The organism is Pyramidobacter porci (genome assembly GCF_009695745.1).
In the GTDB taxonomy this organism is placed as follows: domain Bacteria; phylum Synergistota; class Synergistia; order Synergistales; family Dethiosulfovibrionaceae; genus Pyramidobacter; species Pyramidobacter porci.
Genome location: NZ_VUNH01000007.1, coordinates 45189 through 60950, shown reverse-complemented (window position 1 = coordinate 60950; position 15762 = coordinate 45189). Strand labels below are relative to the sequence as shown.

Annotated in this window: 13 protein-coding genes, 1 pseudogene and 1 riboswitch; of the genes and pseudogenes, 7 read left to right on the top strand and 7 right to left on the bottom strand. The window is 60.4% G+C overall.

Annotation, left to right across the window (positions count from 1 at the left end; translation table 11 throughout):
* Positions 1-136: 136 nt before the first annotated feature.
* Both FYJ74_RS11800 and FYJ74_RS07265 read left to right on the top strand, forming a co-directional pair.
* Positions 137-535, top strand: a pseudogene (locus FYJ74_RS11800) (2-hydroxycarboxylate transporter family protein); the annotation flags it as partial.
* Between the two features lie 40 nt (positions 536-575).
* Complete coding sequence (locus FYJ74_RS07265) at positions 576-1178, top strand: 2-hydroxycarboxylate transporter family protein (RefSeq protein WP_154528917.1); 603 nt, start codon at positions 576-578, stop codon at positions 1176-1178.
* On the opposite strand, the gene FYJ74_RS07260 is transcribed toward FYJ74_RS07265, so the two are convergent.
* Positions 1084-1665, bottom strand: a complete 582-nt coding sequence (locus tag FYJ74_RS07260; protein WP_229769412.1) for an extracellular solute-binding protein — start codon at positions 1663-1665, stop codon at positions 1084-1086. The genes FYJ74_RS07265 and FYJ74_RS07260 overlap by 95 nt on opposite strands.
* A gap of 208 nt (positions 1666-1873) precedes the next feature.
* Between FYJ74_RS07260 and FYJ74_RS07255 the strand changes: the two genes are divergently transcribed.
* Entirely contained in the window at positions 1874-2458 is a 585-nt protein-coding gene (locus FYJ74_RS07255) for a flavodoxin (RefSeq protein WP_154528916.1), read from the top strand.
* A gap of 430 nt (positions 2459-2888) precedes the next feature.
* Entirely contained in the window at positions 2889-4016 is a 1128-nt protein-coding gene (gene fliB / locus FYJ74_RS07250) for a flagellin lysine-N-methylase (RefSeq protein ID WP_154528915.1), read from the top strand.
* A 71-nt stretch (positions 4017-4087) separates the two neighbouring features.
* On the opposite strand, the gene FYJ74_RS07245 is transcribed toward fliB, so the two are convergent.
* Positions 4088-4963, bottom strand: coding sequence for a cupin domain-containing protein (locus tag FYJ74_RS07245; protein ID WP_154528914.1), 876 nt, complete (start codon positions 4961-4963; stop codon positions 4088-4090).
* A gap of 228 nt (positions 4964-5191) precedes the next feature.
* Here FYJ74_RS07245 and FYJ74_RS07240 point away from each other — a divergent pair, with 228 nt between their 5' ends.
* The gene (locus FYJ74_RS07240; protein WP_154528913.1) at positions 5192-5983 is read left to right on the top strand and encodes a class I SAM-dependent methyltransferase; all 792 of its coding nucleotides are present in this window, start codon (positions 5192-5194) and stop codon (positions 5981-5983) included.
* Positions 5984-6230: 247 nt separating this feature from the next.
* Here the strand turns inward: FYJ74_RS07240 and nrdG are convergent, their stop codons facing one another.
* The 4 genes from nrdG to FYJ74_RS07220 all read right to left on the bottom strand — a co-directional run bounded on the left by nrdG (position 6231) and on the right by FYJ74_RS07220 (position 11152).
* Entirely contained in the window at positions 6231-6758 is a 528-nt protein-coding gene (gene nrdG, locus FYJ74_RS07235) for an anaerobic ribonucleoside-triphosphate reductase activating protein (protein WP_154528912.1), read from the bottom strand.
* Entirely contained in the window at positions 6755-9139 is a 2385-nt protein-coding gene (locus tag FYJ74_RS07230) for an anaerobic ribonucleoside triphosphate reductase (protein ID WP_326830904.1), read from the bottom strand. Before FYJ74_RS07230 ends, nrdG begins: the two co-directional genes overlap by 4 nt.
* A gap of 215 nt (positions 9140-9354) precedes the next feature.
* Positions 9355-9654, bottom strand: coding sequence for a hypothetical protein (locus tag FYJ74_RS07225; RefSeq protein ID WP_195838846.1), 300 nt, complete (start codon positions 9652-9654; stop codon positions 9355-9357).
* Positions 9647-11152 carry a succinate CoA transferase gene (locus FYJ74_RS07220; RefSeq protein ID WP_326830903.1) on the bottom strand — a complete coding sequence of 502 codons (1506 nt, stop codon included), beginning with the start codon at positions 11150-11152 and terminating at the stop codon, positions 9647-9649. Before FYJ74_RS07220 ends, FYJ74_RS07225 begins: the two co-directional genes overlap by 8 nt.
* A 145-nt stretch (positions 11153-11297) precedes the next feature.
* Positions 11298-11489: riboswitch (cobalamin riboswitch) on the bottom strand.
* A 238-nt stretch (positions 11490-11727) separates the two neighbouring features.
* Between FYJ74_RS07220 and FYJ74_RS07215 the strand changes: the two genes are divergently transcribed.
* Both FYJ74_RS07215 and FYJ74_RS07210 read left to right on the top strand, forming a co-directional pair.
* Positions 11728-13176, top strand: coding sequence for an SH3 domain-containing protein (locus FYJ74_RS07215; protein WP_154528909.1), 1449 nt, complete (start codon positions 11728-11730; stop codon positions 13174-13176).
* An 11-nt stretch (positions 13177-13187) separates the two neighbouring features.
* Entirely contained in the window at positions 13188-14510 is a 1323-nt protein-coding gene (locus FYJ74_RS07210; protein ID WP_195838845.1) for an O-antigen ligase family protein, read from the top strand.
* A gap of 102 nt (positions 14511-14612) precedes the next feature.
* Here FYJ74_RS07210 and meaB read toward each other — a convergent pair whose 3' ends face one another.
* The gene (gene meaB / locus FYJ74_RS07205) at positions 14613-15743 is read right to left on the bottom strand and encodes a methylmalonyl Co-A mutase-associated GTPase MeaB (protein ID WP_154528907.1); all 1131 of its coding nucleotides are present in this window, start codon (positions 15741-15743) and stop codon (positions 14613-14615) included.
* Positions 15744-15762 lie beyond the last annotated feature (19 nt).

Below are 15762 nucleotides of genomic sequence, written 5' to 3'. Positions count from 1 at the left end.
AGTTCCTTTCATGGAAATCATATAAATATGCGTATTTTACAAATAGTTCGTTCGTTTTTAAAATAAAGATGCCTCGAAAAAAGATCAAGATCTCAAACAGCATGTACCTTAATTCTTATCATCGGAGGTGTTGATAATGTCTGAAAGCGAAAGGAACTGCGGATTTCTCGGCGCGAAGATTTACGGCATGCCCTTATGGATGGTCAGCGTTCTCATCGCGATCATTTATGTCGTAACATTTACGGGCAGGATGCCCAGCGATGACATGCTGTCGATCATCGCGATCATGTTCTCCATCGGTCTTGTGCTTTTCGAGATCGGCGAACGTCTTCCTCTATGGAAGGACTACGTCGGTGGCGGCGCGGTCATGGCCTTCTTCGGTTCGGCAGTTTTGGTCTATTTTAAGATCCTTCCCGAGAAGTATGCCAAAGGCATCGCTTTTTTCTATGATGAATACGGCTTTCAGACGGTATTCATCTCCCTGCTGATCGTCTCGGCCGTACTGACAGTCAATAGAAAGCAGCTGATCAAGGCCTTTGCCGGCTATAATTCCGGCGATCTTCGGCGGCATTGCCATGGCGGCGATTTTCGGTGTCTGCGGTGCATTGCTGTGCGGTATCGACATGAAGGATGTCATGAACTATTACGTGTTGCCGATTATGGGTGGCGGCAACGGCGCGGGAGCCATTCCCCTAAGTCAGATGTGGGAAACGACCACGGGTGGCAGCAAAGGGGCCTATTATTCAGTGGCCTTTGCGATTCTCAACATCGCCAATAACTTCGCCATCCTCGGCGCGGTGGCGTTAAACTCTCTCGGAGAGCGTTTCCCTTCCTTGTCGGGCAACGGCGAGCTCCTGCGCAACGCAAGTAAATACGAATTACCCAAAGATAAAGCCGCAAAACCTGAGATCTCCCAATACCACATGGGCGGCGGACTGCTGTTGACCTGCTGTATCTTCGCTGCGGGGCGTATTTTCTCCAAGAGCATTTTGCCTTCCATCGGCAAGGTCTCGATCCATATGTATGCCTACATGGTCGTCTTCTCGGCGGTGCTGAATATTGCCAACGTGATTCCTCAGGAAGTCAAGCTGGGCGCCAAGCGCCCAGTTTGTCGTAGTATCCGTAGCCGTATTTGTCCTTCAGCGCCGAGATGGCGACGAGCGCCGTGCCCGACGTGAGCGGGTTCGACATGGAACCGACGCCCTTCATGGATTCGCCGGCGAAATCGGCGAACGTGCGGGGCACGTCTTCTTTCCCGTACTTCTCGGGGTTGTAGGCCAGGATCATGTTGCTGACGCGCACGGGATACCAGCAGCCTTCCGCGTCGTATTCGAAGGCCAGATGCGCCGCTTCCTTGGAGGCGTAGGGATGGAGGATGCCTTTGGCCTTGAGTTCGAGCGCGTAGGACGGATCGGCCACCATGAGGATGTCGCAGCCCAGCTTTTTCGTGTCCATCTCCGCCGCGATCTTGGCCTGCAGCGTGCCGGTGCCGCCGTAGAAGAACTCGACGTCGTAGTCGGGGAACTTCTCCGCGAGTACGTCGGTCATCGCCTCGATGATGTCCTCGTACATCGAGGTGTAGATCGTCACTTTGGGTTTTTCCGCCGCGCCCGCCGCGCCCGCTGTCATCCACGCCGCCAGAACCAGAGCCGCAAACTTTTTCATGTGCATCCTCCCGAATCGTTGATTTTTTGTGGTACGGCCCAAGTCTAACACAAAGAAAGGAAAAATGCAGACGCGCTTTTCGGCTCGCCGAAGCGTAAGGCGCGCGCCGGGAGCTTGCCATTGGAGCCGGCTTCAATGTTATACTGACGCCGGGCGGCGGAGTTCCGTCCCGATTCGAAGAGTTTTCACACAGAAGGAGTGGTTCCACATGGAAAAGTTCATTCTCGCGCTGACCGTCCTGACGCTGGCCGCCGGCTGCGCCCTGGCCGCGCCGCGGGACACAGCGCTCGTCGCCGTGTTCTCCAAGACCGGCGAGCAGTACAATGTCGGCGTCATTCAAGAAGGCAACACCATGATCGTCGCCAAGATGATCGCCGCCGCCATCGGCGCCGACCTGTTCGAGATCAGGCCCGCCAAAGCGTATCCCGAAAGCTATGACGAGACCACCGACGTCGCCAAAAAGGAACTGCGCGCGGGCGCGCGCCCCGAACTGGCGGAGGACAAAGACATCGGCGCTTACGACACCGTCTTTCTCGGCTATCCGATCTGGTGGGGCGAAATGCCCATGGCGGTGTTCACCTTTCTCGAATCCCACGACTGGAAGGGCAAAACCGTGATCCCGTTCGCTACCCACGAGGGCAGCGGCATGGGGCGCACGCAGGAGTCGCTGCGAAAAACTCTGCCCGACGCCACAATCCTCAGCGGTCTCGCCGTGCGCGGCGCCGTCGCCCAGAACGAACGCGCGCAGGCCCAGCAGGCCGTGACCGAGTGGCTTGCGAAGCTGGGACTGTGAAGGGGCATTCCTTGTTGTGACTCAGAGGCTGATGCTTATTCTTAAATAGAATGGCTTAACAGCGAACCGATAGCCCCGAAGGAACCCAGTCGTTCGCAGCCTCCAACAAACTATGGCAATGCTTTTTGTCAAAAATCAGTGTGACATGTATCGTGTTTCCGAAGGCGGCAGGAACTCCCTGATGCAGAAATATGGCGCGCGGTAAGCGTTGCGGAATGTTACGACGAAGAGACAGAGGCCGTCTCAAAAGGGGTTTTGTCCTTCTGCCATGCCGTAATGGCTCGAAACGGCTGAAACGCTTTGGGACAAAAATATAAATTATAATTTGAGTTATGTATTTATAGAAAACCTTATCGGCAGCGGCACGCAGAACTATAATTCGTTCGAAAAGCTCTGCGCTTTTCCAACCTGTCCGAAGAGGTCTTCGTAAATGATTGGAACTCAGCAAATTCTTGTGCCGGAATATTTTCCCAAGTTCCAGTGCAAGTGCGGCACGTGCCGGTCGTGCTGCTGCAAAGGCTGGGGCGTCAGCGTGTCGCGGACGGATTACTTCCGTCTCGTGGGGATGAACTGCACGGCCTCGCTGCGCAAGCGTCTGGACCGGGCTTTTTCCGTGCTGTCCGACGCGACGCCCGAGCGTTATGCGGGGCTGAACCACGACTGGCGGGGGCGCTGCTACCTGCAGCGCGAAGACGGGTACTGCGCGCTGCAGCGGGAATGCGGCGAAGCGGCGATCCCCGACGTATGCCGGCTTTATCCGCGCGGCATGCGCGTCGTCTCCGGGGGAGAATGCGCCTGCGCCAACAGCTGCGAGCGCACGTTGGAACTGCTTCTGGAGCAGCGGGAGCCGCTGCGCTTTTTGCTCATCGAAAAGCCCGCGTCGCTGCCCGACTTCCGGATCGGAGAGAATCCCGAAGCGGCCCGCCGCGAGCGGGAACGGCGCGACCGCTGTCTGGCGATCTTGCAGGACCGCCGCCGCTCCGTGCCGCGGCGCCTGATGGATTTGGGCGAGCTGGCCGGCGTCGCCCCCGCGCCCCCGGAACCCGACCGCGCGGAAGCGTTTCGCCTCTGCGCCCTGCTGTTGAGCGAGCTGGCCGGCGGCAGCCAGAGCCTGAGCGGCTATGCCGGCGAAGTTTTCGCGCTGTACGGCGTTCCCTTCGCGGCGGATTCGTTCAAAGCGGCCTCAGCCGTGGAGTTCGCGCCCGCCGTGGAGCGGTACGTCCGACTCTCGGAAGAATTCGCGGCGGATTTTCCCGTCTGGCCGACCTTCGCTGAACACCTGCTGGTGAATCACGTCTTTTTCACCGGCTTTCCCGGCTCCGACGCGGCGGAAGCGATGAAAAAAGAGCTCGCCGCTTTCTGCGCCGCCTATGCGCTGACGCGCTTCATGGCCGTCGGCTGGACGCGGGAGCACCGGGGCGCGGAAGCGCTGATCGACGTCTGCGCCGCTGCCTTCCGCTTCATCGAACACGGCAACTTCGCCCGGAACGCGCCCATCGTGCTGCGCGAAGCCTGCGCGCTCTCGCCCGACGGCGTGGCGAAGCTGGCGCTGGGGTAAAAACAATGAAAAAAGGCAGAAAAAGGAGACGTTTCTCCTTTTCCTGCCTTTTTGTTTCGTGAACCGTCCGTCTACTTGGCGATTTTCAGCGCGTGGTTCTTGGCGATCAGGTCGATGAAGACCAGGTCCTGGTCGTTGTCGTTGCGCAGCGCGTGGCTTTCGCCGGGGCCGGCGATGGTGACGGATTTGGGGCCGACTTCGATCTCCTTGCCGTCGCTGCCGGTAAAAACGCCCGTGCCGGCGATGATGATGTAGGCGTCGTCGTTGTCCAGGTGCGGATGCATGCCGATGGAAGCGCCCTTTTTCAGGGTCATCAGGCCGATCTCCTTGATGGCCTGATCGTCGGTGGCCTGCTCGCGGCGGAAAGCGAACTTGCCGTAAAGCACGCCCGTGCCCTTGCCCGCGCCGGCCTTCTCGACGTTCTTGTCGAAGAGGTCTTTCAGCTGGAAGCACTGGCCCGTCGGATTCTTCGCGATCGCTTCGAGGTCGGCGGCGTTGTTCTTGGCGATGATGTCAAGAAAGACGAGATTTTCTTTGAAGAGGTTGGCGAGGCCGTGCGACTGGCCGGGGCGGGCCAGCGTCATGTCGCCGGGGCCGACGACCCAGGCGTTGCCGTTGCCGTCGGTGAAAACGCCCTTGCCGGAGATGATCAGGTAGGCGTCCTCGTTGTCCTTGTGGGCGTGCAGGCCGATGTAGGCGCCGGCCTTCAGCGTCATCCAGCCGATCTCCTTGATCGCGTCGTCTTCGAGCGCCTGCTCGCGGCGGAAGGCGAACTCGCCGTGCAGCGTGCCCATGCCGCCGCCGGCTCCTTCCTTGTCGAGGACGAAGAGCTGTTCGGCCGTGTAGCACTGGCCGTGCTTCTGCGGCTTCAGTTCCACGGTGGCGAAGGCCGCTCCGGCGCCCAGCAGCGCGGCTGCGAGGCAGATTTCGGCAAGATACTTCTTCATGAAAAAACTCCTCCTTCGGAAATAAAGATAACGTTAGACATGAAAAGTCTACAATTAATTTCAGAAAAATTCAAGCCTGAAAACGCGGGAGAGGGAAGCGATTCTCCGTATGAAAATGAAATCGTTCGCGTGAAGCGAGCGGAAAAGAAGAGTTCTCTTTCACTTGGTGCGTTCCTGTGGTAGAATTTTCATGGTTAATTATAACTAACTAAGGGAAGGATGACTTCAATGAACTCTTCAAAAAAAGCGGACTACGGCAACTGGGTTCCACGGAAGCTGATGAATGCCTTGTGGGGAGTTTTCCTGGGGCTGCTGTTCCTTGCGGTCCTGAACGCGCTGCTCTGGCGCAATTCAGCTGCGGCGCTGCTGCTGGGCGCGTTCAGCGCTCTGTCGCTGGCTGCCGCCGCATACATGCAGTACTGCCGGAGGACGGTAGACCTGCGCGGCGGCGGTCTTTCCGGGAAGTTTTACGACGAGCTGCTGGATCACCTTGCCTGGCAGGGACAGGGACGGCTGCTGGATATCGGCTGCGGCTCGGGAGCGCTGTCGATCCGCTGCGCGCAGCGTTTTCCTGCGGCACAGATTATCGGCGTCGATTACTGGAGCGGCGTATGGGATTACTCGCAAAAGCAATGCGAGGAGAACGCCCGACTCGAAGGCTGCGACGCCCGAATCGGTTTTCGGCACGGCGATGCGGCTCGTCTGGAGTTCGCCGATGAAAGTTTCGACGCCGCCGTCAGCTGTTTTGTCTTTCACGAGGTGAAGACGATCTCCGGACGGTCGAAGCGCCCTGTCGTCGAGGAAGCGTTGCGTGTGCTGAAAAAAGGGGGAAGTTTTGCCTTCATCGATCTGTTTGGCCGCTCCGCTCTTTACGGCGACATGGAGGAGTTCGTGCAGCGGATGAAAGACAGCGGCCTGCGGGAAGTGAATTATATCCCCCGCGCCGGCGCGGCCTTTGTTCCCGCGCTCGCACGCCCCATGATGACGTCGGGCGTGGGGCTGCTCTACGGCGTAAAGTAGAGCTCCTCCTGCCCCGGCTCGGAGGCGGGGAGTGGTATCGAATTTTTAATATGTAATTTCGATCCGGCTTTTATAAGGCTCGACGTAAAGTGTTTCACGTGGAACATTTTTGCGACGAAAAAAAGCTTTACGGCCCCGGCGGCGGGAGAGGGGTAAACGAAAGGCCGTTCCGAAAAGCGATGAAGAAATCTTTGTCGCTTTTCGGAACGGCCTTTTCGGTGTGCGCCCGCATCGCGGCGGAGAGCCGCTACATGGCCTGGCGCATGTACTCTTCGATGACGCAGGGGGCCTGCAGGGCCAAGCTTTTTTTCACGTCGAGGATGCGCTGGTTGGACGAGCCGCGAAAGCGCAGCGACAAATCGCGCTTGTCGCGCTCGAAGCGTCCGTCGACGAGCACGTCGATCTGTTCGAGCAGGGCCGTACGGTCCGCCCAGCCCGGATTTTTGCGGTCGGTCAGCTGCTCGAAGGTAAAACCCGTGAACGCCCACACGTTCAGTCCGCGCCGGCGCGCCGCGCGGGCCACTGCGGCCAGGGCGCGGGCCTGCAGGAACGGTTCGCCGCCCGATAGTGTCAGCCCCTGCTGCAGATGGAGCGAGTCCAGCTGGGCGATCAGGTCGTCTACGTCCATTTCGAAACCGCCGAACGGGTTGTGCGTGCAGGGATTGTGGCAGCCCGGGCAGTTGTGGAAGCATCCCTGCGCCCAGATCACCGCCCGCAGTCCCGGCCCGTCGACGATGCTGTCGCGGGTCATCGGACTGGCGAGGCGGATCTTCATTTGACGCTCGCCTCTTCCTCCGTGCCGCACTGATTGTGCTTGACGCGGTCGCGGACCTCGGCGCGTTTGGCGTCGTTGAAGCGGTCCAGCGTGCCGACGAGGTAGCCGGTGATGCGGCGGATGCGCTCGAACCCCACGGGGCCGTCGTGCTCGCGGCGCCCGCAGTGGGGGCACACGTCGCCGGGGATGATGCCCGTGTAGCCGCAGACGGGGTCGCGGTCGACGGGATGGTTGATGCTGCCGTAGCCGATTCCCGCTTCCTTCATGGCGCGAACGATGCTTTCGAAGGCTTCGGGATTGTTGGCTCCCAGCCCGTCCAGCTCGACGTAGCTGATGTGCCCGCCGTTGGTCAGCGCGTGATAGGGCGCTTCGCGGGCGATCTTGTCGAAGACGCCGATCTTGTAATACACGGGAACGTGGAAGGAGTTGGTGTAGTATTCGCGGTCGGTGACGCCGGGGATCGCGCCGAACTTTTTCGCGTCGAGGCGGGTGAAGCGCCCCGACAGCCCTTCCGCGGGCGTGGCGATGAGGGAGAAGTTCAGGTCGTACTGTTCCGAAGCCTGATCCATGCGCTCTCTCATGTGGCGGATGATCTTCAGCCCCAGTTCCTGAGACTCGGAGCTCTCGCCGTGATGCTTGCCCGTCAGGGCCACCAGGCACTCAGCCAGGCCGATGAAACCGACAGTCAGTGTGCCCTGGCGGATCACCTCGCGCAGTTCGTCCTCGTCGTTCATGCCGTCGGAGCCTTTCCACACGCCCTGTCCCATCAGAAACGGGAAGTTCTTGACGCGGCGGCGCCCCTGGATTTCCAAGCGCTCCAGCAGCTGGTCGACGACCAGGTCGATCTTGCCGTCGAGGTCTTCGAAGAAGGCGTCGAGATCGGTCGTGCCGCCCAGCGCCCGGCCGTGGACGATACCCAGGCGGGGCAGATTGATGGTGGTGAAGGAGAGGTTGCCGCGGCCGCTCACCGTCGATTCGCCGCAGCGGTTGCCGACCACGCGCGTGCGGCAGCCCATGTAGGTGGCCTCCGTGTCGGGGTCGCCGGGTTTGTAGTATTCGGCGTTAAAGGGGGCGTCGAGGAAGCTGAAATTGGGGAAAAGCCGCTTGGAAGTGACGCGGCATGAGAGCTGCAGCAGGTCGTAGTTGGGATCGCCCGGGTTGTAGTTGACGCCCTCTTTGATTTTGAAGATGAGGATGGGGAAGATCGGCGTCTCGCCGTTGCCCAGCCCCTTTTCGGTCGCCAGCAGCAGGTTGCGCGTGACCATGCGCCCTTCGGGAGACGTGTCGGTGCCGAAGTTGATGCTCGAGAAGGGCACCTGCGCGCCGGCGCGCGAATGCATGGTGTTAAGGTTGTGGATGAAGGCTTCCATGGCCTGGTAGGTACGGTGGTCCGTTTCGGCGAGGGCCTCCTTGCGGGCGAACGTCTGAAGTTTGCCCAGCTCCGCGCCGTCGACTTTCAGCGACGCGGCGAGGAAATTCCGCTCGGCCTCGTCACGCGCGGCGTCGTCCGTCAGGCCGATGGCGCGCCCCGTTTCGGCTTCGGCGCGGGCTTCCGCCTCTTTGACGGAGGCTTTCGCGTCGAGGTCGCGAAGCAGTTCCAGCGCCTTGGCGAGATTGCTCACGTACAGCTTGCGGAACGTCTTGCGCACGCCGTCGGCGATGCCGTAATCGAAGTACGGGATGCTCTGGCCGCCGTGCTGGTCGTTTTGGTTGCTCTGGATGGCGATGGCCGCCAGCGCCGCGTAACTCATCACGTCCTGCGGTTCGCGCAGGAAACCGTGCCCTGTCGAGAAGCCGCCCTTGAACAGCTTGCGGATGTCGATCTGGCAGCAGGTCAGCGTGCCCATGTTGAGGAAGTCCATGTCGTGGATGTGGATGTCGCCTTCGTCGTGCGCCCTGGCGTGAGCGGGGTGGATCACGTGCGTCTTGCAGAACTCGCGCGACACGGCGCTGCCGTATTCCAGCATCGTGCCCATGGCCGTGTTGCCGTTGATGTTGGCGTTTTCGCGCTTCACGTCGGCGGTCTTGGCGTCGGCGAAGGTGATTTCCTCGATGGCCTTCATCAGGCGGGTGTGGGAGTCGCGCACGCGCGTGCGCTCGTTGCGGTAGGTGATGTAGGCTTCGCTGGTGCGGGCGTGGCCGTTCTCGATCAGCACCTTCACCACCATGTCCTGCACGTCCTCGACGCTGGGCGAACCGGAAGCGTACTTTTCGTTGAGACGGCGCACGACCTGCGACGTCAGCCCCTCGGCGATGCGGTAGTCGGCGGACGTGCCTTCCTTCTCTGCCACGGCGGACGCGGCGAGGAAAATGGCGCGGGTGATGCGGTCTTCGTTGAAGGGCGCCAGACGGCCGTCCCTCTTCTTGATGGTCTCGATCACTTGAAAGGCCTCTCTTTCCAAGAGCGAAATGCGGCGCCCGCAGCGGGCGCGCGAAAAACGGGACGAAGCGGACCGCTTGCCCGGGATTTTTCGCTGCCATCATACACCATAAAAACGATCTCGTAAAGACGAAAACACTATATACATTGTTAATTTTGACATTTAGACGCTAGATATGGCTATAAATGGCAGGCCCCGGCGTGCGAAACAGGCGGCTAACAACTCTCCGCCGTCTTTTTCTCCAGCGCCTCGTTGCGAAAGTAGAGCAGCATGTCGATCGAAACCATCGTCACGTTCACGACGTAGAGCGCGACCACGCTCCAGTGCGTGGAGTCCAGCAGGCATTTGCCGATTCCCGCCAGATAACCGACGATGATGACGACGAGAAAAAGCGCGCTCTTGCCCCTGCTGCTGCGCGAGGTCCACGATTTGTAGATGGAGATGGGCCAGGCGGCGCCGAAGCAGATCAGCATGGTGATCTCGAGAAGCGATTTCAAAAACATGATTTCAGTCATTCCTTTTCTCTGATTCGTTTTCTTCGGGGCGATAATCCTGCATCCAGCGCTGCGGATCCTCCGGCGCGAAGCCGTGACGGAAGCCGGGGCGCGCGGCGCTGCGCTCCACGAAGGCGCGCAGCGCCGGGCGGTACTTGGGATGCGCGCAGTTTTCGATCAGCGCGCGGGCGCGCTCGTAGGCCGTGAGGCCGCGCAGGTCGGCGCAGCCCTGTTCGGTGATGATCACGTGAGGGTCGTGTTCCGTGTGGTCGACGTGCGCCACGTGCGGGACGATGCAGGAGATCGTTCCGCCCTTCGCCGTCGACGGCGTGGTGAACACCGAGAGCGCGGCGTTGCGCGCGAAGTCTCCCGAGCCGCCGAGGCCGTTGACGATCTGGCAGCCGCCGATGTGTGTGGAGTTGACGTTGCCCTCGAGGTCGACTTCCAGCGCCGTGTTGACGGCGATGACGCCGAGGCGGCGGATCACTTCCGGCGAGTTGCTGATCTCCACGGGGCGCAGGATGATCTTGTACTTGTACATCTCCAGACTCTTGTAAAAGGCGTCGATGCGTTCGGGCGAGATAGTCAGGGCCGTCCCCGAGGCGAACGAGACGCGCTCCGTTTCGATCAGGTCGAGCACGGAGTCCTGTAGCACCTCCGAATAGATGGAAAGATTGCGGAATTTGGACTTCTGCAGTCCGCCCAGCACGGCGTTGGCCATGTTGCCGACGCCCGACTGGATCGGCGGCAGCTTGCGCGGCAGCCGCCCGCAGGCCACTTCGTTCTCGAGGAAAGCGACCAGATAGTCGGCCATGATCTGGGACCTCGCATCGGTCTGCGCCAGATGGCGCGTCGAATCGGGGATGTCGGTGACGACCACGGCGGCGATCTTGTCGGGGCGGCAGCGGATGTAGGGCATGCCGACACGGTTGTTGGGGCGCACGATCGGGATCGGCTCGGTCTCCTTCATGCGGCGGGGGCTGTACACGTCGTGCATGCCCTCCAGCTTGACGGGCTGGGTCGTGTTGACCTCGACGATCACTTTTTCGGCGTACTCAGCCAGCACGTTGGAACAGCCCACCGACGTGCTGGGAATGATGTTGCCCTCGTCGTCGATGCCGATCGCTTCGATGATGGCGATGTCGATCTTGCCGAAGTAGCCGTTTTTGATCCAGAAGGGCACCTGGCTGAGGTGCATGTCCACGTAGGCGAGGCGGTCGTCGTTGGCCAGGTCGCGCACGCTCTGGTTGGTCTGGTAGGGATAACGCCGTTCGATCACGCCGGCGCGCGCCAGACGCCCGTCGAGTTCGTCGCCGACGGACGCGCCGGTGATCAGTTTGATGCGGATCTTCTCGCCGCGTTCGGCGCGGCGGGCCAGCGCCATGGGCACGGCCTTGGGATATCCGGCCATGGTGAAGCCGCTGGTGCCGACGGTCATGCCGTCCCTGATCAGATCGGCGGCCTGCGCCGCCGACATGGTCTTGGCCTCTGTCTCGCGATTGCTGATGCGGTTGTACACGTTTTTTCCTTCCTTTCGGCGCGGCGCCGTCCCATGTGAAAAAAAATTCTTCCGGCATCCCATGCCGAAAGAACGTCCGCTGCCGGGGCCTCAATCAGAAAGAAAGGTCTGAAAGCAGCACACACGTTCCGTCGCTCGCGAAAACTTTTTTGTGCTCAGCGCGGCAAGTCTTCTGGCTCAAGCCCATGGAGCCTTCTCCGCCTTCCCATGAGCGCGGGGCTCACAGTGGCGCATGGAGAAGCGGGGCTTTTACAGCGGCGGGACCGCTCGGGATTCTCACCCGATTCCTTTTTGATCGAAACTGGAAAAGTCTCGAACCGTGCTGATTATTCAATTGGGTTCCGGCACAGATTATAGCATAAATCTCTCTTCGCCCCACCGGTCGGCAAGAAAAACAAACGGCTCTTTCCGCTGCAGTCGTGATCGGTCTGCAAGCGCAGCTCAAAAGAATCGTTTATAATAATTTATCGTAAACTCAGGCGGCACTCGTCCTTCAATTGCGCCGCCATGTGGTATGGTTCGAGCATTCCGTCTCTTGCGTGACACAATCTCCGACGTGAAATGGGAGCTGAAAAATGAAGATCAAGATCATGAACAAGAATTCGCGGACGCCGGCAGGGATCGTGGCGCTCATGCTGCTTTTGGGCGTCTGCGGGGCGTGGAAAGCGGCGCTTTGCGATGCGCCCCAGGCGGCTGAGCCATCGCCGGCATACGCGAAATATATGAAAACCGCCGGCGGGGTCGCCGCGGAAATGTTTCTGCCCGGCTACTGGGTCGGCAACAGCCAGCTGCTGGATTCCGTGCTGATGAGTCCGGAAAGAATAAGGGCATTCAACGCGGCAAATAAAAACGCTCTGACGACGGAATCAGGGAACACGACGGCGCTGACCGACATCGGAGACGCGATCAGCGGCGCTTTTGTAAGAGAGATGGCCGGAGCCGTTTATAAACCTAAACCGTCGGAAACCGTTTATCTGAACGGTGCGCCGGTGACGGAGAAGTACTGGGCCGATCTGGACCGGCGGCTTCATTTGAACGCTATCCCGAAGACCGTTTCCGTCCGTTTCGGCTATGCGGTCTTCTGGACCACGCTGCAGGCGTACCCCGTGCGCGACGTCGTCGGCGAAAAGGACGATCTTCTCTTTGACAAAATGGTGCGTTCCAACTGCCGCCCCTGCCAACCTCTGGCAGTCGTTCACGAAAGCGCGGACGGCGGCTGGTATTACGTTTTTACGGACAGTTACGGCGGCTGGATCGAAAAGAGGCACGTCGCCCTCTGCAAAAGCCGCGAAGAATGGCTCCGGCGCATGGAACCGGAGCATTGCCTCGTCGTGACGGGAAGCGAACTGTGCCTGGACGACGATCCTTACTGCGAAGAGCTCAGCGGCGCCAGATTCCCCATGGGGACGGCGCTGCCGCTCGTAAGCCCTGACGAAGCTCCGGAATCCGTTCGCAGCCGGATCGGATTCGGGTGTTACGCGGTCAAAATCCCTCTGCGCGGCGGCGACGGATGGATCAGGGACGAATACGCCCTGGTCCCCGTTTCTGCGGACGTTTGCGTGGGGCGGCTCGAATTCACGGCGGCAAACGTGCTGCGGCAGATGTTCAAACTGCTGGGGCGCCGTTATGGCTGGGGCGGAGACGGGCACGCCAACGACTGCTCCGGCGTTCTGCGGGACGTCTTTTCCTGCTTCGGCGTCGTTCTGCCGCGAACTTCCGCCCGGCAGGCCGAAGCGAGCGGAGCGGCAGCCGTCGATCTTTCCGGTCTGACCGACGGCGCCAAGCTCGACATGCTGAAAAAGACCCGCGCCGGTTCCCTGCTCTTCTTTCCCGGCCACGCCATGCTGTATTTGGGAACTGTCAAAGAAAAACCTTACGTCATAAGCGCAGTCTCCTCTTTCAGCGAAGACCGAATAACCGTGCTTTCCGTCAATACCGTTGTCGTCAACAGTCTGACGGAAACGTACCGAAAGGATGGGGAATCATGGCTGTCTCATCTGACAACCCTCATCCGCTTCGATTAGAAGGCGTTGGTATGGAGCGGCCTTTGACCCCTTTGAGAGCCGCGGCGGCGGACTCTTTTCTCGTTGCCGCCCTGCTTGCCGCCCTGGGGGCGACGGTCATGCGGGGCTTTCACGGCAATGCCTACCATCTGTTCTCCCGTTATTGCCTGTTATGGATCGAGTTTTTTGTTCCGGCGGCCGTTTTTCTGGGAAAAAAGGACTTGCGCGGATCGGGCGTTTTCGCTTTCGCTCTCTTTCCCCTCTGGTTCGCGCTGTGCTGTCTTTATCATGGGGTATCTCTGACCGTCGCGGGAGAAGCCCAGGCGGCTCTCGTGCATCTGACGTCCGTCGCTCTGATCGCGTTCCCTTTTGCCGAACTGACGGGGGACGGCCGGCGGCGGAAAATACTGGACGCCGTTCTGCTGGCGGGACTGATCGTCTTCGCTCTCATGCTTCTGATCGCCTTTTACGGCGTTTTCAGGGGCGCTTGCTTTTCGCTCTGGCATGGCAGGCTGCGTTTCGGCGCGACATACAGCGCGACCGGCCGCCTGGAACTCAGGGTTTTGCTGTGGCACCAGTATTGCACGGCGTTTCTGGCCATGGCCTGCTGCCTGTTGGTTCCCTACCTGCTCGCCAGCCGTCCCCGACGGTGCTTCTATGTTCCCGCCGCCGTTCTCGAACTGATCTTTTTGGCCGCGGTGGCGCTGGGAGCCTCCCGCAACGCGATGTTGGCGCTGATGGCGGGTTTCGCCTGCATCGCGGCGATTGGGATCAGGCGTTCTTCGCTGCCTCCGTGGACGAAAAGATTTGTCTTCGCCGCCGTCTGCGTATTGCTGTTGTTTTTTGGCGCTTTTTCGATGAACTTTATCTATCGAAACGTGACGCATTCCATTCGCACAATCTGGTACGGTCTTACCACGCTGACAAGTCGGATCGAAATCTGGGGAGCCGTGCCGAAAATGCTGCGCGACCGCCCGGAGGCGCTTCTTTGGGGACTTCCCTACGTCAAATTGATGTCTGTTCTCAATGGATATATCCCGCTTGAAGGTGATATTGCCCACATGCACAGCGGCTATGTGCATACGCTGTGCGGCATGGGCGTTCCGGGAGGCGCGCTTGCCTCGGCGTACACCGTTCTCTTCTTTCGCGATTTTTTTACCCTGGTCCGGGCCAAACCGGAAAGCGGAATCTCCGCGACCGATCAGCTGCTTGCCGTCGTTCCCTTTTCCATCTGGTGCGTCAATCTGCTGGAGCCGGAGCTTTTTCTGCCGGGCAGCAGCATGCTTTCTCTCAACGTTCTCTTTGCGCTGCTCTGCGGTTATCTGCGCTGCACAGCGCGGGCGAACCGGTCATAAAACGAAAGTCTCCGGGGCACTTGCTCCCGGAGACTTTCGTTATTCTGCGAAAAAGCTTGCTTGTTTTCCAGACCCGTCGCCGGCGCGGCGGCGGAAAACGATCTACCGTCCCGCGTGGAACAGCTCGCGCTCCATCACGTCGATGATCTCTTGGGCGGCCTGCGTGGGCGAGACTTTGCCCGCGGTGACCTCCTCCTCGATGCGCGCCTTGGCGGCGGCGATGGCCCGGTTGGCGCCGATGAGGTTTTCCAGATGTTCCCGCGCCATGTCGTTGACCCATTTGAGCACCTGTTCTTTGCGCCGTTTCTCGAAAACGCCGTTGCCGCGCACGGTCTTGAAAAACTCCTCGACGACGCCCCACATCTCGGGAATGCCCTCGCCCGTCAGCGACGAACAGGTGTAGGCTCGGCTGGCCCAGCCCTCCGTGGCGGGACGCAGGTAGTGGAGCATCATGTCGAAGTCGGCGCGCGCCGACAGCGCTTTGGTTTTGTTGTCGCCGTCGGCCTTGTTGACGAGGATCGAGTCGGCGATCTCCATGATGCCCTTCTTGATGCCCTGCAGGTCGTCGCCCGCGCCGGTGAGCGCCACCATGAGAAAATAATCCACCATGTTGCGCACGGTCGTCTCGCTCTGGCCGACGCCGACGGTCTCGACGAGGACCACGTCGTAGCCCGCCGCTTCCACGAGCAGCAGTGTCTCGCGACTTTTGCGCGTGACGCCGCCGAGCGTGCCGCCCGAAGGGGACGGGCGCACGAAGGCGTTGGGGTGGCGCGACAGTTTTTCCATGCGCGTCTTGTCGCCGAGGACGCTGCCCTTGGTGACGGTGCTGCTGGGATCGACGGCGAGAACGGCGACGCGGTGCCCGCGGTCGCACAGCCACGAGCCGAGCGCTTCGATGAAGGTGCTCTTGCCGGCACCGGGCACGCCGGTGATGCCGACGCGCATGGATCTGCCCGTGTGGGGCAGCAGCTTTTGGATCAGTTCCTGCGCCGTGGCGAAGTGTTTCGGGGCGTTGCTTTCGATCAGCGTGATGGCCCGCGACAGGATCGCGCGTTCGCCGTTAAGGATGCCCCGCGCGTATTCGTCGACGGAGAGGTTGCGCCTCACGGGCTGGACGTTGGCGGCCGTGGGGCCGCCGGTGCCGTCCACGCCCTTCGTCACGAAACAGGCGAATTCGCTGCCGGCGTTTTGCGGCTGCCAGTCGGGCTGGTACGTGTTGTTTTCGATGCTCATCGGGTTTTTCTCCTTTTCG